Below are 17453 nucleotides of genomic sequence, written 5' to 3'. Positions count from 1 at the left end.
TCTAAAGTTAGACACTATCTAATATTCTGCTAGCGTGACGGCATGAGCGAGCGAACGCAGTGTGTAGTCGTCGGCGGTGGACCGGCCGGGATGATGCTCGGCCTGCTGCTGGCCCGCGCGGGGGTCGAGGTGACCGTGCTCGAGAAGCATCCCGATTTCCTGCGTGACTTCCGAGGCGACACCGTCCACCCATCGACATTGCGCCTACTCGACGAGCTCGGGCTGGGTGAACGTTTCGCGAAGCTTCCCGCCGGCAGGCTCGAACAGATGCGGATCCAGATCGGCACCACCACGGTCGTACTGGCAGACTTCCGGCGAATCCCGGGCAGGCACAACTACATCGCGATGGTTCCCCAATGGGATTTTCTCGACCTGCTCGCGTCGGCGGCGGCCGAAGAGCCATCGTTCACACTGTGTATGAACAGTGCCGTCACCGGATTGCTCCGGGACGGCGACGGCCGGGTCGTCGGTGTCGAATACCACGACGCCGACGGTGCTGTTCGCCAACTGTCGGCGGAGCTGATCGTCGGCTGCGACGGTCGTCGCTCGATAATTCGCCGCGAAGCCGGACTGCGTACCGTCGACTTCGCCATTCCGATGGACGTCTGGCAGGTCCGGATCCCCAAAGGCGACGCGACGCGTGACGGCGAAGTCTTCGGCTGGTTCGGCGATCGGCAGGTCGCGGTCACCATGGACCGAGGGGACTATTTCCAGGCTTCCTACCTGATCGCGAAAGACACGGACGAGCGTATGCGCGCGGAGGACGTCGCGACCTTCCGTGCGCGGCTCGCCGAGATGTTCGGCTGGTCGCATGAGCAAGTGGCCGCCGTGCGTTCCTGGGATGACGTGAAACTGCTACGGACCGATATGAACCGGTTGCGACGCTGGTACGGAGACGGTGTGCTGTGCATCGGCGATGCTGCGCACACGATGTCTCCGGTCGGTGGAATGGGTGTCAATCTGGCAATCCAGGACGCGGTCGCCGCTGCGCGAATCCTCGCCGATCCACTGCTGCGCGGCCGAGTCACACACCAGGACCTGGCGAGGGTTCAGCGCCGCCGATCGCTACCGACCGTGGTCGCTCAACGGTCCCAACGCGGCGAACACGCCATGCTGCTGGAACCGGCGCTCGCGGGCACGCTGGACGAACACCGTCTGCCGGCTCCCATCCGAGCATTGCGGGCCAGCCCGGCATTGCGTGGGGTGTCCGCCTACATCGGCGGCATCGGCATCCGGCCCGAGCACGCACCTGTCTTCGCCCGGCGTGGACACTGAAATCCCGCCTAGACCAGCCACCCTCGCTCGTTCCGCTGCTGGTAGTAGAGGTCGTCGTCTTCGTCGGGGCCGGGGACTCGTTGGGGTCGGCGGGCGGCGGCGGTGGCGCGGAGACGGTCTTGGAGTTGGCGGCCCTGGTCTTCGGACCGGACGGGTGGGATGCATTCGTGACGGGGGTGGCCGCGGGCAGGTTCAACCCGCTCGCCTGAAACCTGCTGCGGCGGCGTCGAATTGGACGGCGACCGGTTGATGTCTCCCGCCTCGGAGGGGCTGATGGGTGAGCGCCCGCCTGTCGGCACAGCCGGGGGATCGACCGGCCGGGCGCCGCACCACCGTCGCCGCCGCAACCCCGATGGTCTCGTGGTCGGAACGGCCAGAATGCCATCTGGATACGATGTGGCAAATACCGGCCGCGATCGTCGCGTACCTCGTATCGTTGAGGGTGCGACCCGCCACCAGGAAACCTGTTCGGGCCCAGCGTATCCCCAGCGTCAGGTGTTTTGCCGGTGCCTGCACGGGTTACCCCGAGGGCAGGGTAGGGCGATACCGAGGTACCGGTAGGTGCGGTCGCGGGCCGCGCTCGTGTTTCACCTGCGGTTACGCCGGAGGGCTCGACCCGGTGCTGCTCGGCTGTCTTCCCGGCCCGTCGAGCGGCGTCCACCCCAGCTCCACAGTCAGCAGAGGATCGGTTCGGCGAGAAGCAAGGAGACGGTTATGCAACTGCTGGACTTCTCAGCGAGCCTGATCGACCCGCAAGCCATCGTGGACGCCGGGTACGCCGGCGTGATCGGCTACTTCTCAGAATCCCGGCCGGGCACCAACTTCGGCGCCAAACCGCTGCGGCGCGACTACTGTGACGCACTGCGTGCGCACGGGCTGGAAATCGTGTCCAACTACCAGTACGGCAAGGGCGACACCTCCGACTGGCTCGGCGGCTACGACGCCGGAGTCCGCCACGCGCAGATCGCGGTGCGCTACCACACCGAAGCGGGCGGGCCGCCCCGCCGGCCGATCTACGCGCCGGTCGACGCCAACCCCACCCTGCAACAGTGGAACGACCTGATCGCTCCGTTCCTACGCGGCTGGGCCAGCGTGGTCGGGCTCGAATGGACCGGCATGTACGGCAATGCCCGCTGCATCGAATGGGCGCTGGAAGACGATGTCGCCCGCTGGTTCTGGCAACACAACTGGTCCGGCGACCCGGCCCTCAACGTCGACCATCCGGCCGCGCACATGCATCAGATCGAGATCGATGCCCGCCAAGTGGGAGGAGTGACCGTCGACGTGAACACGGTGCTGAAACCCGACTTCGGGCAGTGGTCGCTGGCGAGCGCGGCGCCCGCACCGCAATTCCGTGAGATCAACGAGATCGGGGTCTCCCCGAACTGGCACTCCCGCGAAGGCGCGCCGGTGCTGTGGTGGCTGCTGCACACCCAGGAAGGCAACGGCACCGCCGAGTCGCTGGCCGACTACCTGCAGAATCCGAACAGCGGCGTGTCCTACCACTACACCGTCGACAACGCGGTGACCGTGGTGGACGTCATCGACACCGACGTCGCGTCCTGGTCGGTGCTCGACGCCAACAACCGCTCGATCAACCTGTGTTTCGCCGGCAGCCGCGCCGCCTGGTCGCGGCAGCAGTGGCTCGACAACATGGGACGCGGCATCGACGTCGCCGCCTACCTCGCGGTGCAGGACAGCCGCCGCTACGGCTTCCCGGCCCGCATCATCACCCCCGCGGAACTCGGCGCCGGCCGGCCCGGCATCGCCGACCACTACGCGGTCACCGAAGGGCTCGGCGTCGGCTCACACACCGACGTCGGCCCGAACTTCCCCTGGGACGTCTTCTCGGCGGCAATCACCAAGTACGCGAATGGAGCTGACATGTCCTTCCTCGAAGAAACCCTCGTCAACTACCGAGGCGACACCGTCACCGTCGGCACCCTGCTGCACTACCTCGACAAACACGTCGGCCTCACCCTCGACCAAGTCGCAGGCCCCGACACCTCCCGCGGCGCCGACTTCCCCGGCTGGGAAGCCCTGGGCGGCCGCACCGTAGTCGAAGCCCTGGCCGCCATCGGCGAAAAACTCGGCATCGAAGGCTTCCGCAACCCATCCCCCTGAACCCACGCGGGGACATGAGACCGGCGCTATCGGCGTGTCACCGGTCTCATGTCCCCCTCGCCGAACAGCGGGTGCGGTTTTCGGTCGCGCCCTTAGCGGTATTCGGTCGCCAGACTGGTGTAGTCATGCCAGTGGGGCATGGGGTGGACGTTCAGATACGCGGTGAAACGGTCGAGCAGGTATTGCCAGCGTGGGCCGATCGTCGCGGCGTCTTCGGGGCGGACATGGCGGCGGACGAGTTCCAGGTTGGTGACGACCCCGACCTGGCTCAGGTGTAGTTCGACGGTGCCGTCGTCGACCCGGGCGTGGAGGTCGTTCGGGGCCGAGCAGTGGTCGATATGCACAGTGAGGGGGCCGGGGATCGGACCGTCGTCGGGTTCGATGACGAGATCGGCGCCGGTGCCGGAGACCGCGCCGAACCACCGCACCAGCTGGCGGGGCTCGGTGCAGGCGGCCCACACCTCGAGCACCGGATGCCGGAACGACCGTAGATAGTGCAGAAGTACCAGCTCATCGGGGCAATCGTGTTCCGGCCGCACTTCGCCGAGCATCGACATCGTCGTCATCGGTGTACCTCCCGCGGTTCGCTGTCGCTGTCGAGAGTATTTCCCATGGACTGCCGGCGAATCGTGATTCGGTGCAATCGTTTACAGCTCGGCGCGTCCGCCCACGGCGGCTCCGGTATCAGATGGCGCATGTCACCGGGCAGCGAGTTGATGGGCGGACCGGATGGTGCTTCGCCGTCGGCCCGTAGCACCACCGGCCGGTACTCGCCCACGCGTCATCGGGAAACGAGGTCGACGGCGGCCGCCTCGATGGCGGTTTCGTCGAGCAGGACCGTACTCGCGGCCGGCCCGAGCGGAACGAAACTATCGGCGCTGGTCACGCGCGACATGCGACCGGCGAACCCGGCGTCGAGCAGGGCCGCGAACACCGACTCGGCGACGCCCCCACTGCGCCGGGTCTCATCGGCGACCAGCACCCGGCCGGTGATCTCGGCGTGGTGGAGCAGATCGTCGTGGGGGAGCGGAGCCAGCCAGCGCAGATCGAGGACGCGGGCGTCGACGCCACGCGCGGCGAGCCGGCGCGCGACACGCAAGCTCATCGGCACGCCATTGCCGAAGGTGACGATAGTCAGATCGGTGCCGTCACCATAGGTTCTGGCCCGGCCGATCGGCACATGCCAGGGTGCGGTCGCCGGGGCGAGCCAGCCGTCGTCGCCGGATTCGTACAGGTCACGGTGGTGGTAGAGGGCGATCGGTTCGACGATGACGCACACCCGCCCGTCCACCCGCGCCGCCGACACGCATGTCCGCAGCAGTGCCGCCGCATCGTCGGCACGCGCGGGTACCGCAACCACGAGACCGGGGATATCGCGCAGCGCGGCGACGGAATTGTCGTTGTGGAAATGGCCGCCGAACCCCCGCTGATACGCCAGCCCGGCGACCCGGACCACCATCGGATTGCGGTAGCGGCCCTCGGAGAAGAACTGCAAGGTCGCCGCCTCACCGCGCAACTGGTCGAGGGCGTTGTGCACATACGCCAGGTACTGGATTTCCGGGATCGGCACGAAACCGGCGAGCCCGGCCCCGAGCGCGGTGCCGAGCACGCTCTGCTCATCCAGCAGCGTGTCGAACACGCGCCGGGCGCCGAACTCCTTGCGCAAGCCCTTCGTGACCCCGTAGACCCCGCCCTTGCGGGCGACATCCTCCCCGAACACCAGCAGGTCGTCGTCGCGGGCGAGCAGCGCGCGCAAGGTGTGGTTGATGCCTTGCGCGAGAGTCAGCGGGAGGTGTTCGGCGGTATCGGGTTCGGTGGATGCGGACAGCGATGAACTCGTCTGCGAGGACGCGGGGTCGTCGCCAGCAGGTGTCGGGGCGGGTGCCCCGGCCGGGGAAGCGGTGCCCCGCTCGACGTCGGCCCGCACGAGGCCGGGATGAGCCGGTGCGAGCGGGGCCATCACCTGCGCCGCGGAGGCGAGTTTCGATGCCCCGCCGAGTTCTTCGGCTACCTCGGCGACGCGTTCGGCGATCGCGTCGTATCGGGCCGCAACCTCCTCCGGGGTGCTGATCCCGACGGTGATCAGCATGCGCGCGGTGGCCGCGACCGGGTCGCATTCGGCGTCGGCGGCGATCGCGGCCTGCGCGCGGTAGGCGGTTTCCACATCGGAACCGGCGTGCCCGAGCAGCCGCACGGTGCGCAAGCGAAGGAATGCCGGGGCGCGGTGGGTGCGCACCCAGTGCACGGCGTCGGTCGCGGTGGTGAGGGCGTCGAGCAGATCGCATCCGTCGGCGTCGAAATATCGCAGGCCGCGGCGCTGCCCGTAGGCGGTGGCGATCCAGTCGGGTGGGGTCGGCACGCTGATGCCGATGCCGTTGTCTTCGCAGACGAACAGAATCGGCAGGCCGACACCTAGATGCGCGGTGTGCACGGCGGCGTTGATCGCGCCCGTCGCCGTCGAATGGTTCGCGGAGGCATCGCCGAAGGTGCACAGCACTACCGCATCCTGCGGCCACTCCCGGGCCACGCCGAGCCGCACGCCACGCTCGAGCGCGAAGGCCAAGCCCACCGCGCGCGGTAGATGTGAGGCGATCGTCGAGGTCTGCGGAATCACCGCCGCCGCCTTGCTCCCGAACACCTTGTGCCTGCCCCCGGCGATCGGATCGGTCGCCGCCGCGACCACACCGAGCAGCACATCCCGGACCGGATCCAGCCCCGGCACCTGCCGAGCCCGCTGCACGAAGAACGCGCCCGACCGGTAATGCAGCAAGGCCGGATCATCGACACGCGTGGCGATGGCCAGCGCCGCGTTGCCCTCATGCCCCGAGGATCCGATGCTGTAGTAGCCGCGCCCCGCCCGTCCCAACTGTCGAGCCGCGAGATCAAGCTGCCGGCTCGTCACCTGCGAATCGAACAGCTCCACACACAAACCGGCGCTGATCCCAGGGGCCACGATCTCCTCGGGAGCTCGCTTGACCCCGGGCACGGCCGCCCGCACAGCGGCCCGGAACCGCTGCTCGAGCTCCTGCGCGCTCATCCCCGCGTCCCGCCGACGTCGCGCGCGCCCATCACCGAGCGCCGCGACCGCTCGCTGCCCCAGGTCATAACTGCCAGCCTACGACCGACAGGCGCCGTCAGCCCCGCGCCGCGGCCCGGGCGAGAGTATTATTTTCCCTGTTCAACCCGCCCCACGGCGCGGAAGTGACCTGCCGGAGGGCAGGGACTCCTCCGTCGGCCGGTTCCGCCGCAGTGGTCGTCGAAGAGCCATCACTTATGGAGGCAACGATCATGGGCATCGCCACGAGCATGCGGGAGTATCTCGACGGGCTGCACGTCCACTACGACGTGAGCACGCATGACAGGACATCGACATCGGCCCGGACCGCACAGGCCGGGCACATCCCCGGCCGGCAACTGGCCAAAGGGGTCGTGCTGAAGAAGAACGGCGGCTATATGGTGGCCGTGCTTCCGTCGAACCGCCTCATCGATCTGGCCGAGACCGGTTCAGTGCTCGGCGAGTCGGTGCGGCTGGCGTCCGAGGAGGAGGCGTCGGCGCTGTTCCCGGACTGCGAGACCGGCGCCATCCCGGTGGTCGCCGAGCCTTATCACGTGCCGTGCGTGGTCGACGATCAGCTCGACCAGCGCGAGGACATCTACTTCGAGGGCGGCGACCACAGCACCCTCGTGCACGTCTCCGGATCCGACTTCGCTCGGCTGACATCGAGCTACCCGCACGGACACATCACCATCTGAGCCGAGCCGCGCACGGACCGGGTGCAACGCCCGCGGCAGCGGACGAATGCTATCGCAAGGAGGCCGCTGCGGCCCGGTCGAGCATCCAGGTGGTGGACTCCGAACCCGAGGCCCCGGCGGCGGGGATGTCGACCGGTTCGGCACCGCTCAGGGCGGCCGCCACGGCATCGGCCTTCGCCCCGCCGGCGACCACGAGCACCACGTGCCGGGCGCGCCGGATCGCGGGCAAGGTCAGGGTGACGCGCACCGGAGGCGGTTTGGGGGAGTCGGTCACGGCGACGACCAGTTCGTGTTCCTCACGCACCGCGTCGGTGTCGGGGAACAGCGAATTGATATGTCCCTCGCCGCCCATACCGAGCAGATGCAGGTCGAAGGCGCCGTATTCGGCCAGGTGGGCGTGGACGGCGGCGGAGTATTCGGCCGCGGCGGCCACCGGATCGGGGTATTCGCCGTCGGAGGTCGCCACCGGATGCACGCGATGCGGATCGACCGGCACATGATCCAGCAGCGCTTCGCGGGCCTGCCGGTCGTTGCGTTCGGCATCGCCGGCCGGGACGAAACGCTCATCGCCCCAGAACACATCCAGCCGCGACCAGTCGATATCACCCGGCGTCGCGCGGACCTTCTTCAACAGGTCGATGCCGGTACCGCCGCCGGTGAGCACCACCGACGCCGAACCACGCTCGGCCTGCGCCGCCACCACGACCCCGACGAACCGTTTCGCCGCCGCCGTCACCAGAGCGTCGGCGTCGGGATGGACCTCGACGGTATCGCCGGGGAACTCCGAATCGGTGCTGCTAGACATAGGTCACCCTTTCGATGCCGGCCAGCGCCTCGGCATAGATGTCGTCGGCGTCGAGCCGGCGCAACTCCTCGGCGAGGCAGTCCCGAGCTTCCCTGCGCGCCAACGCGATCCGCTGATCCGGTTCCCCGGTACGGGTGAGCGTGGCGGTGACGCCGGTCTGCGGGCGGGTGATGCCGATCGACACCGTCGGCCGGTGCAGTTCCACCCGCAGCTCCCCGGTGCGTCGATACACCGGGCATTCCAGGCGCCCGGCCAGCCAACCGGCCAGGATGTCGAGGGCCGGTTCCTCGCGCAGGCCCGACACCGTCACCGACTCGACCGGCTCGAACGGCGGTTCGTCCATCGCGGCCGCCAGCAGCGCCCGCCAGTAGGTGATCCGGCTCCACGCCAGATCGGTATCGCCGGAGGCGTAGGAATGGCGGCGCTTCTTGATGGTGGCCTGCGGATCGGCGGCGAAGGTGGCGTCGGTGATCCGCCGGGCGGCCAACCGGCCCACCGAATCCTTGGACGGGAACTCCGGCGCACCGCGCGGCCACCACGCGACCACCGGCGTGTCCGGCAGCAGGAACGGGATGACGACGCTGCTTTCGTGATTGATCAGCTGTCCCTGCAACCGCAGCACGATCACCTCGGCCGCGCCCGCGTCCCCGCCGACGCGGATCTGGGCGTCCAACCGGGTCTCGGCGTCCCGGTCGCCGCGCGCCAGCACGACCACCCGGCAGGGATGTTCGCGGCTGGCGTCGTTCGCGGCGTCGATCGCGTCCTCGGCTTCGGAGCTGTCGAGGGTGCACACCACCAGGGTGAGCACGCGGCCCATGGTGATCACACCGTTGCTCTCGCGCAGCTGCACCAGGCGTTTGGTGACTTCACCGGTGGTGGTGTCGGGCATGTCGACGATCACGGGCGCCGCCATTCCCGGCCGGTGCGGGCCAGCATCTCGTCGGCCGATTCCGGGCCCCAGGTGCCGGCCTCGTACTGTTCGGGTTTGCCGTCGGCGGCCCAGTGTTCCAGCACCGGATCGAGGATGCTCCAGGACAATTCGACCTCCGCGTTCACCGGGAACAGCGACGGCACACCGAGCAGCACATCCAGGATGAGCCGTTCGTAGGCCTCCGGGGAGGACTCGGTGAACGCCTCGCCGTAGCTGAAGTCCATGTTGACATCGCGCACCTCCATCCCGGTTCCCGGGACTTTGGACCCGAACCGCATGGTGATGCCCTCATCCGGCTGAATCCGCATGACCAGCGCGTTCTGCCCGAGCTCCTCGGTCATGGTCTGATCGAACGGCAGATGCGGCGCCCGCTTGAACACCACCGCGATCTCGGTGACGCGCCGGCCCAGACGCTTGCCGGTGCGCAGATAGAACGGCACCCCCGCCCAGCGCCGGGTATTGACCTCGAGGGTCAGCGCGGCATAGGTCTCGGTGCGCGAATCCGGGTCGAAACCCTCCTCGTCGAGCAGCCCGACCACCTGCTCACCGCCCTGCCAGCCGGCCGCGTACTGACCACGCGCGGTGGTCTCGTCCAGCGGTTCGACCAGGGTGGTGGCGGAGAGGACCTTGATCTTCTCCATCTGCAATTGGTTGGGCGCGAAGCTGATCGGCTCCTCCATCGCGGTGAGCGCCAGCAGCTGCAACAGATGGTTCTGGATGACATCGCGCGCGGCGCCGATGCCGTCGTAGTACCCCGCGCGCCCGCCGAGCCCGATGTCCTCGGCCATGGTGATCTGCACGTGGTCGACGTAGTTGGCGTTCCAGATCGGATCGAACAACTGGTTCGCGAAGCGCAACGCCAGGATGTTCTGCACCGTCTCCTTGCCGAGATAGTGGTCGATGCGGAACACCGTCTCCTCCGGGAACACCCGGTTGACCAGTGCGTTGAGTTCGCGGGCGCTGTCGAGGTCGTGCCCGAACGGCTTCTCGATCACTACCCGCCGCCACGGTGTGCGCCCGTGCACCTGCGTCGGCTTGGCCAGCCCGTGCTCGGAGAGCTGATCGAGCACCACCGGGAACATGTCCGGCGGAATCGACAGGTAGAAGGCGTGATTGCCGCCGGTGCCGCGTTCGGCGTCCAGCCGCGCCAGCGTCGCGGCCAACTGCGCGAAGGCGGCGTCGTCCTCGAAGGTGCCCTGGACGAACCGGATGCCTTCGGACAGGTGATCCCACACCTGCTGGCGAAACGGCGTGCGCGCATGCGCCTTCACCGACTCCAGCACGATGTCGGCGAAGTCCGCGTCACCCATATCCCGGCGGGCGAAACCCACCAGCGCGAAACCCGGGGGCAGCAGCCCCCGGTTCGCCAGATCGTAGATGGCCGGCATGAGCTTCTTCCGGGACAGATCGCCGGTGACCCCGAAGATCACCATGCTGCACGGTCCCGCGATCCGCGGTACCCGCTTGTCCCGTCCGTCGCGCAGTGGGTTACGCCACCCGGCCGTGGTCGCTGCGTGCCCGGTACCGGCCATCTGGGTCAGTTACCCCCGGCCGCGGACAGCTCCTGTGCGGTGGCCGAAAGCAGTTCCTCCCACGACTTCTCGAATTTGTCGACGCCTTCGCGTTCGAGCACCGCGAAAACATCGTCGAGGTCGATGCCGACGGCCGTCAGCTTGTCGAACACCTCCTGCGCCGCCGCGGCGGTGCCGGAGACGGTGTCGCCGCGGATCTCGCCGTGATCGGCGACCGCTTCGAGGGTCTTCTCCGGGAGGGTGTTGACCGTATTGGGCGCCACCAGCTCGGTCACGTACATCGTGTCCGAGTACTCCGGGTTCTTCACCCCGGTCGAGGCCCACAGCGGACGCTGACGGTTGGCGCCCATGGCCGCGAGGTGGCTGTAGGTGGAGGTGTGCGCGCCGCCGTCGAAGACATCCTGGTATTCGGCGTAGGCCAGGCGGGCGTTCGCCACACCGGCCTTGCCGCGCAGCGCCAGGGCTTCCGGCGAGCCGATCGCCTCGAGCCGCTTGTCGATCTCGGTGTCGACCCGGGACACGAAGAACGACGCCACCGAATGGATGTAGGCCAGATCGTGTCCCGCGGTGCGAGCCTTGCGCAGACCGTCGAGGTAAGCGCCCATCACCGAGCGGTAGCGGGCCACGGAGAAGATCAGCGTGACGTTGACGCTGATGCCCTCGGCGAGCACCGCGGTGATCGCGGGCAGGCCCTCCTCGGTGGCCGGAATCTTGATGAACAGGTTGGGCCGGTCGACGATCTTCCACAGCTCGACCGCCTGCGCGACGGTCTTGTCGGCGTCGAAGGCCAGCCGCGGATCGACCTCGATGGAGACCCGGCCGTCCACACCGCCGGTCTGCTCGAACACCGGGGCCAGCACATCGCAGGCCGCGCGGACGTCGTCGGTGGTGATGGTGCGGATGGCCGCGTCGGCGTCGGCGCCCTGCGCGGCCAAGGCCGCGACCTGGGCGTCGTAGGCGTGGCCCTTGCTCAGGGCGCCCTGGAAGATGGTCGGGTTGGTGGTCACGCCGACCACGCCGCGGGTCGCGATCAGTTCCGCGAGATTGCCGGAGTTGATCCGGTCGCGGGACAGATCGTCGAGCCAGACCGACACTCCCGCCGCACTGAGGGCGGCGATGTTCTCGTTCTGTGCCATGAGCACTTATCCCTTCACGTTGCTGAGCGTGCGCTGGGCGGCTGCCACCACGGCCTCGGGCGTGAAGCCGAACTCGCGGAACAGGGTCTTGTAGTCGGCGGAGGCGCCGAAGTGCTCGATGGAGACGATCTCGCCCGCGTCACCGGCGAACCGGTGCCACGGCATCGCGATACCGGCCTCGACGGTCACCCTCGCGGCGACCGACGGCGGCAGCACCTCGTCGCGGTAGGCCTTGTCCTGCGCGTCGAACCACTCCACGCACGGCATCGAGACCACACGGGTGCCGATACCCTGCGCCTCCAGGGTAGTGCGCGCTTCGACGGCGAGCTGGAGCTCCGAGCCGGTGGCGATCAAGATCACCTGCGGGGTGCCGGTGGAGGCCTCGGCCAGGATGTAGCCGCCCTTGGATACACCCTCGTAGCTGGTGCCCTCCAGGATCGGCAGGTTCTGGCGGGTCAGCGCCAGCGCGGACGGGCCGTCCTGATGCGGCATCTCCGAGACCGAGAAGTGCGAGCTGTGCTCGCTGCTGTCGCGCTCGAGGATGGTGCGCCAGGCGTAGGTGGTCTCGTTGGCGTCGCCGGGGCGGACCACGTTCAGGCCGGGGATGGCGCGCAGCGCGGCCAGATGCTCGATCGGCTGATGGGTCGGGCCGTCCTCGCCGAGACCGATGGAGTCGTGGGTCCAGACGTAGGTGACCGGGATGCGCATCAGCGCGGCCAGGCGCACCGCGGGGCGCATGTAGTCGCTGAACACCAGGAAGGTACCGCCGTAGGGGCGGGTGGGGCCGTGCAGCGCGATGCCGTTGAGGATCGAGCCCATCGCGTGCTCGCGCACACCGAAGTGCAGGGTGCGCCCGTACGGGCTGGTCTTCCACATGCCGGTGGAGATCGACTCGGGGCCGAAGCTCGGCACATCCGGCATGGTGGTGTTGTTGGATTCGGCGAGGTCGGCCGAACCGCCCCACAGTTCCGGCAGCACCGGCGCCAGCGCGGCCAGCACCTTGCCGGAGGCCTTGCGGGTGGCCATACCGGCCGGATCCGGCTCGTAGGTGGGCAGATTCGCGGTCCAGCCCGCGGGCAGATCGCGGTTGGCGAGCCGGTCGAACAGCTTCTTGTTCTCCGGGTTGGCCTGCGCCCACGCGTCGAAGCTCTGCTGCCACTGTTCATGCGCCTGCCGGCCGCGCTCGATGGCCTTGCGGGTGTGCGCGATGACGGCGTCGTCGACCTGGAAGCTCTGCTCGGGATCGAACCCGAGGATCTTCTTGGTGGCGGCCACCTCGTCGCCGCCGAGGGCGGCACCGTGTGAGGCGCCGGTGTTCATCTTGGTGGGCGCCGGGTAGCCGATGACGGTGCGCAGCACGATGATCGACGGCTTGCCGGTCTCGGCCTTGGCGGCCTCGAGGGCGGCCTCGATCGCGACGACGTCCTCACCGCCCTCGACGGTCTGCACATGCCAGCCGTAGGCGGCGTAGCGGGCGGCGACGTCCTCGGTGAAGGCGATGGTGGTGTCGTCCTCGATGGAGATCTTGTTGTCGTCGTAGATCACCACCAGATTGCCCAGCTGCTGGGTGCCCGCCAGCGAGGACGCCTCGGAAGTGACGCCCTCCTCCAGGTCGCCGTCGGAGGCGATGACGTAGATGTAGTGATCGAACGGGCTGGCACCGGGGGCGGCGTCCGGATCGAACAGGCCGCGCTCGCGGCGGGCGGCCATCGCCATGCCGACCGCGGAGGCCAGACCCTGGCCGAGCGGGCCGGTGGTGATCTCGACGCCGTCGGTGTGCCGGAACTCGGGGTGGCCCGGGGTCAGCGAGCCCCACTTGCGCAGGTTCTTCAGATCGTCGAGTTCGAGCCCGAAACCGGCCAGGTACAGCTGGATGTACTGGGTGAGGCTGGAGTGACCGCACGAGAGCACGAAACGGTCGCGGCCGACCCAGCTCGGATCGGTCGGGTCGTGGCGCATGACGCGCTGGTAGAGCACGTAGGCCAGCGGCGCGAGGCTCATCGCGGTACCGGGGTGACCGTTGCCCGCGTTCTGCACCGCGTCCGCGGCCAGCACCCGGATCGTGTCGACCGCCTTGGTGTCCAGGTCCGTCCAGTCGGCCGGATGGTTCGGCTGGGTGAGGGCGCGGATGTCGTCTGTCACTGACACGACCGAGGTTCTCCTGACATTGGTTTCGTCGACGATGGCGGGGTGGGCGGTGGCATGACGTACGGCAACGCCGAAATGCGCGTGCCGGATGTAGCTACCACCCTAGTTGTGCCCGCGACCGGCCGCGCACGAACCCAGGGGAAATCGGCCGCTCGGCGGCGTGGCGTGCGCGGGTCCCCGGCGGCGCGACCCGGCACCGCGAATGTGGTGCTCGCCACGAAAGGGCGTGGAAGTGCGTGAACCGCCGCTGTTCACGCCGGGTGCGGGTGGTTACCCGCGGGTGAACGGCACTGTGTCAGGGCAGGGGGCGAGGGTCGGGGCAGTGGGGGTGTGGGTCTACCATCGTCTGTAGTAGTGGCCGCGCCGCAGCCGCGCGCTGCTCGTTCCACAGCCGGATGCGAAGCACAGCGTGCGAGGAGAAAAAGTGCGGATCGGTCAACAGCCGGGGGTCGGCGGCGCGCACGATTCCGCACCGGCGCTCGCGGATCGGGTCACCGGTGACGGCCCGTTGTCGAAGCTCCTGCGCCGCCCGCTGGCCTATATCGCGCTGACCAAACCGCGCGTCATCGAACTGCTGCTGGTCGCCACCATCCCGACCATGCTGCTGGCCGACCGCGGGCACGTCGACATCCGCCTCATCCTGGCCACCCTGTTCGGCGGCTGGATGGGCGCGGCGAGCGCGAACACCCTCAACTGCGTCGCCGACGCCGATATCGACAAGGTGATGAAGCGGACCGCCAAACGTCCGCTGGCGCGCGACGCGGTGCCCACCTCGCACGCGTTCGTCTTCGGCGTGGTACTCGGCATCGGTTCGTTCGCCTGGCTGTGGTGGCAGGCCAACCTGCTCAGCGGCGTGCTGGTGGTCGCGACGATCCTGTTCTACGTCTTCGTCTACACCCTCGGCCTCAAGCGCCGCACCTCGCAGAACGTGGTGTGGGGCGGCGCCGCGGGCTGCATGCCCGCCCTGGTCGGCTGGTCGGCGGTCACCGGAACCATCGGCTGGCCCGCGATCGCGCTGTTCGGCGTCATCTTCTTCTGGACACCGCCGCACACCTGGGCGCTGGCGATGCGCTACAAGGAGGACTACCGCGCGGCCGGCGTGCCGATGCTGCCGGTGGTGGCCACCGAGCAGACCGTCACCAAGCAGATCGTCATCTACACCTGGCTGACCGTGCTGACCACGCTGGCACTGGTCCCGGCCACCGGCGTGATCTACGCGGCCGTCGCCCTGGTGGCCGGTGCCTGGTTCCTGCTGATGGCCCACCAGCTCTACGCCGGTGTGCGCCGCGGCGAGTCGGTGAAACCGCTTCGGCTGTTCCTGCAATCCAACAACTACCTCGCGGTGGTGTTCTGCGGCCTCGCCATCGACTCGGTGCTCGGCTGGACCACCATCGGTGAGGTGCTGTTCGGCTGATCCGGCGTGTCGGCTGCGGTGGGCAGCCGAGGTCGATCCACGGCGCGGTGCCGAGTACGAGCGGCATCTCGAGTGCGGACGGGCGAGTACTGGATCAGGCGCCCCCACCGGAGGGCGCCGTTCAACTTCTCCCGGCGGCGTCATGCGCTCGATATCGGTGTGCGCTCGACGGCACCGGCGATATCGCCGATATATCCGTCGGGACGCACCAATATCCGGGTTCCGTCGACGGCGTCGTAGGCGTCGTGGGCGTGACCGCCGACATCAGTGACGGTCGCTGCGTCATCGACGGCAACGCCCGGCCGCACCACCGCGTATACACGTGTACCCGGCACGGTGGGCAGTTCGCCGGTCGCGCCGAAGCACAGCAGCGTCGCGTGCGGCCCGCGGAACAGATCGAACAGGCGCACCGAGCGACCGGCGGCGTCCTCGACCGGCGCGTCCGGAGCGCGGTCGCCGACAGCGATACGCGCGGGGTCGGCCGGATCGCGGTAGGTGAGGTCGAGCTGGCGGGTCTGCTCGCCGCGGTGCATGGCGTCCTCGTCGCCGGCGATCAGTTTGTCGAGTAGATCGGTGCTGAGACCGAGCACCCGCGCAGCGACCGCGCGCCGCTCCGGCTCGTAGGTGTCCAGCTGTGCGTCGTCACCGGCGAGGGCGGCGGCGAGTTTCCAGCCGAGATTGTAGGCGTCCTGGATGCCGGTGTTCATGCCCTGGCCCCCGGTGGGCGGATGCACATGCGCGGCATCGCCGGCCAGCAGGACGCGCCCGACTCGGAACCGTCGCGCCAGGCGGATATTGGGGCGCCATACGGTGACCCAGGTGAGGTCGGTGAGGGTGAGGTCGTCGCGGCCGCTGTAGCGGTCCAGGTAATGCTGCAAGGTGGCGAGGGTGGGTTCGGTGTCGTCGGCGAGAGGTGCCGCGAACTGGAAGTGGCGCCCGCCGGGCAAGGGGGACAGGGCGATTCCGGCCATCGGGTTGTCGGCGGCGGCGAACCAGTGGCCGAAGTCGTGGTCGAGCGCGTCGGCGCGGACGTCGCCGAGCAGCATGCGGAGGGAGTCGTCGGTGGTGCCTTCGAAGGCGATACCGAGCTGTTTGCGGACGGTGCTGGCGCCGCCGTCGGCCCCGACCAGGAAGGTGGCCCGGACCTGCTCCCGTGTTCCGGCCCGCCACACGGTCGCGGTGACGCCCTCGTCATCCTGATCGAACGATTCCAAGGCGGTGCCGAGTTCGACGTGAACACCGAATTCGGCCAGCCGCACACGCAGTATCTCCTCGGTCCTCGACTGCCCCAGCATCCACACATTGGGGTAGGGGACCGCAGGTGTCGGTTCGACCGGCTCGCTCATCCGATGCTCGCCGGCGAACTGTCCGTCCAGGTAGGCCCGCATGACCGGCGCGGGCGATCCGGCGGCGTGTATCGCGTCCAGCACGCCGAGGTCGTCGAAGACTTCGAGGGTGCGTGGCTGGATGCCGTCGCCGCGCGAACCGGCGAAGAACTGCCCGGCGCGATCGATCAACCGCACCGGGATTCCCCGGCGAGCCAGGTCGATGGCCAGTGTCAGGCCGGTCGGGCCTGCGCCCGCGATGAGGACGGGATGCTGCATGAGAACTCCTGGACGAGCGGCATTTCAGAACTGAATTGAAATTCAATGAATATGGATTCAGTATTGGAGTTGATAGGTTGCCTTGTCAAGGAGGTGATGTGGTGGCCAGCCGCAGAGAGCGATCGGTGGAGACCGAACAGGCGCTCAAAGATGCCGCGCGCCGGGTGTTCGCCGAACGCGGATACCTCAACACCAAGATCACCGACATCACCACCGCCGCCGGCCGGGCCGCGGGGTCGTTCTACAACCACTTCGCCAGCAAAGAGGAACTGCTGCAATCGCTGCTGGCCGATCTGGCCGAGGCCGGCGACGCGCAAGCCGAACAGCCCGAGCACAACCCGGATTTCAGCGATCCGGACGCGGTGCGCTTCCACATCGCCGCGTACTGGAAGTTCGCCAGGGAACACGCGGTGGTGTTGCGTGCGATGGGGCAGGCGGCGATCGTCAACGAGGAATTCGCGCGCAAGCTCGGCCGGTTCGGCGTCGAGCAGCGCGCCGATGTCGCCGATCATCTGGACGGACTGGCGGCGAAGGGATTACAGCTGCCCAGCGGGGTGGACGCCAGCCTGGCGATGGTCTTCTACCTCACCCAGGGCATTCTCGGCGGCGTCGAAGACGGCACGCTGGAACTGTCCGATGACGAGGCCATCGAAGGATTGACCCGGTTCATCTACCGCGGCCTCACCGGCCGCGACTACTGAACCGGGCCGGGCGACTCAGGGCAGCAGCAC

General features: G+C 68.4%; 13 protein-coding genes. 5 read left to right on the top strand and 8 right to left on the bottom strand.

All coding sequences use genetic code 11. The features are described 5' to 3' along the window. The first annotated feature begins 42 nt into the window (after nucleotides 1–42). Together RJ05_RS14715 and RJ05_RS14710 are read left to right on the top strand one after the other, a co-directional pair. Entirely contained in the window at nucleotides 43–1275 is a 1233-nt protein-coding gene (locus RJ05_RS14715) for an FAD-dependent oxidoreductase (protein ID WP_081597332.1), read from the top strand. Between the two features lie 714 nt (nucleotides 1276–1989). Further along, nucleotides 1990–3399: a glycoside hydrolase domain-containing protein gene (locus RJ05_RS14710; protein WP_036537770.1), complete on the top strand. Its 1410-nt coding sequence runs from the start codon at nucleotides 1990–1992 to the stop codon at nucleotides 3397–3399. A 92-nt stretch (nucleotides 3400–3491) separates the two neighbouring features. Here RJ05_RS14710 and RJ05_RS14705 read toward each other — a convergent pair whose 3' ends face one another. Continuing rightward, nucleotides 3492–3965: an SRPBCC family protein gene (locus RJ05_RS14705; protein ID WP_036537769.1), complete on the bottom strand. Its 474-nt coding sequence runs from the start codon at nucleotides 3963–3965 to the stop codon at nucleotides 3492–3494. A gap of 215 nt (nucleotides 3966–4180) precedes the next feature. Further along, nucleotides 4181–6436, bottom strand: a complete 2256-nt coding sequence (locus RJ05_RS14695) for a thiamine pyrophosphate-dependent enzyme (RefSeq protein WP_036537767.1) — start codon at nucleotides 6434–6436, stop codon at nucleotides 4181–4183. 251 nt (nucleotides 6437–6687) lie between these two features. On the opposite strand from RJ05_RS14695, the gene RJ05_RS14690 reads away from it, so the two are divergent. Then, on the top strand, nucleotides 6688–7152 hold the full coding sequence (locus RJ05_RS14690; RefSeq protein WP_036537781.1) for an aminoacyl-tRNA deacylase: 465 nt from the start codon (nucleotides 6688–6690) through the stop codon (nucleotides 7150–7152). A 49-nt stretch (nucleotides 7153–7201) separates the two neighbouring features. On the opposite strand, the gene pgl is transcribed toward RJ05_RS14690, so the two are convergent. From pgl to tkt, 5 genes are read right to left on the bottom strand one after another with little or no spacing between them, the layout of a single operon-like run. After that, complete coding sequence (gene pgl / locus RJ05_RS14685; protein WP_036537766.1) at nucleotides 7202–7957, bottom strand: 6-phosphogluconolactonase; 756 nt, start codon at nucleotides 7955–7957, stop codon at nucleotides 7202–7204. Then, nucleotides 7950–8858, bottom strand: a complete 909-nt coding sequence (opcA, locus tag RJ05_RS14680; protein WP_174343938.1) for a glucose-6-phosphate dehydrogenase assembly protein OpcA — start codon at nucleotides 8856–8858, stop codon at nucleotides 7950–7952. Before opcA ends, pgl begins: the two co-directional genes overlap by 8 nt. Continuing rightward, nucleotides 8855–10420, bottom strand: a complete 1566-nt coding sequence (gene zwf, locus RJ05_RS14675; protein WP_036537764.1) for a glucose-6-phosphate dehydrogenase — start codon at nucleotides 10418–10420, stop codon at nucleotides 8855–8857. Before zwf ends, opcA begins: the two co-directional genes overlap by 4 nt. 5 nt (nucleotides 10421–10425) lie before the next feature. Next, nucleotides 10426–11556 (bottom strand): transaldolase, encoded by a 1131-nt coding sequence (tal, locus tag RJ05_RS14670; RefSeq protein ID WP_036537780.1) that lies wholly within the window; start codon nucleotides 11554–11556, stop codon nucleotides 10426–10428. 6 nt (nucleotides 11557–11562) lie between these two features. Further along, entirely contained in the window at nucleotides 11563–13704 is a 2142-nt protein-coding gene (gene tkt / locus RJ05_RS14665; protein WP_036537763.1) for a transketolase, read from the bottom strand. Between the two features lie 424 nt (nucleotides 13705–14128). On the opposite strand from tkt, the gene RJ05_RS14660 reads away from it, so the two are divergent. Then, complete coding sequence (locus RJ05_RS14660) at nucleotides 14129–15118, top strand: heme o synthase (RefSeq protein ID WP_036537762.1); 990 nt, start codon at nucleotides 14129–14131, stop codon at nucleotides 15116–15118. A gap of 140 nt (nucleotides 15119–15258) precedes the next feature. On the opposite strand, the gene RJ05_RS14655 is transcribed toward RJ05_RS14660, so the two are convergent. Continuing rightward, nucleotides 15259–16722, bottom strand: coding sequence for an FAD-dependent monooxygenase (locus tag RJ05_RS14655; RefSeq protein ID WP_051016581.1), 1464 nt, complete (start codon nucleotides 16720–16722; stop codon nucleotides 15259–15261). A 98-nt stretch (nucleotides 16723–16820) separates the two neighbouring features. Here RJ05_RS14655 and RJ05_RS14650 point away from each other — a divergent pair, with 98 nt between their 5' ends. Beyond that, nucleotides 16821–17423 carry a TetR/AcrR family transcriptional regulator gene (locus RJ05_RS14650; RefSeq protein ID WP_014351658.1) on the top strand — a complete coding sequence of 201 codons (603 nt, stop codon included), beginning with the start codon at nucleotides 16821–16823 and terminating at the stop codon, nucleotides 17421–17423. Nucleotides 17424–17453 lie beyond the last annotated feature (30 nt).

It is taken from the genome of Nocardia cyriacigeorgica NBRC 100375 (assembly GCF_000308555.1).
GTDB lineage: Bacteria > Actinomycetota > Actinomycetes > Mycobacteriales > Mycobacteriaceae > Nocardia > Nocardia cyriacigeorgica.
This window is presented reverse-complemented; position numbering and strand designations above follow the sequence as displayed.

What these genes read in the sequence shown, in the direction of transcription:
- RJ05_RS14705 (WP_036537769.1), bottom strand. Translation starts at nt 3,965, where the DNA reads ATGACGACGATGTCGATGCTCGGCGAAGTGCGGCCGGAACACGATTGC.
- RJ05_RS14715 (WP_081597332.1), top strand. Translation starts at nt 43, where the DNA reads ATGAGCGAGCGAACGCAGTGTGTAGTCGTCGGCGGTGGACCGGCCGGG.
- RJ05_RS14710 (WP_036537770.1), top strand. Translation starts at nt 1,990, where the DNA reads ATGCAACTGCTGGACTTCTCAGCGAGCCTGATCGACCCGCAAGCCATC.
- zwf (WP_036537764.1), bottom strand. Translation starts at nt 10,420, where the DNA reads ATGGCCGGTACCGGGCACGCAGCGACCACGGCCGGGTGGCGTAACCCA.
- pgl (WP_036537766.1), bottom strand. Translation starts at nt 7,957, where the DNA reads ATGTCTAGCAGCACCGATTCGGAGTTCCCCGGCGATACCGTCGAGGTC.
- tal (WP_036537780.1), bottom strand. Translation starts at nt 11,556, where the DNA reads ATGGCACAGAACGAGAACATCGCCGCCCTCAGTGCGGCGGGAGTGTCG.
- RJ05_RS14695 (WP_036537767.1), bottom strand. Translation starts at nt 6,436, where the DNA reads ATGAGCGCGCAGGAGCTCGAGCAGCGGTTCCGGGCCGCTGTGCGGGCG.
- RJ05_RS14655 (WP_051016581.1), bottom strand. Translation starts at nt 16,722, where the DNA reads ATGCAGCATCCCGTCCTCATCGCGGGCGCAGGCCCGACCGGCCTGACA.
- RJ05_RS14690 (WP_036537781.1), top strand. Translation starts at nt 6,688, where the DNA reads ATGGGCATCGCCACGAGCATGCGGGAGTATCTCGACGGGCTGCACGTC.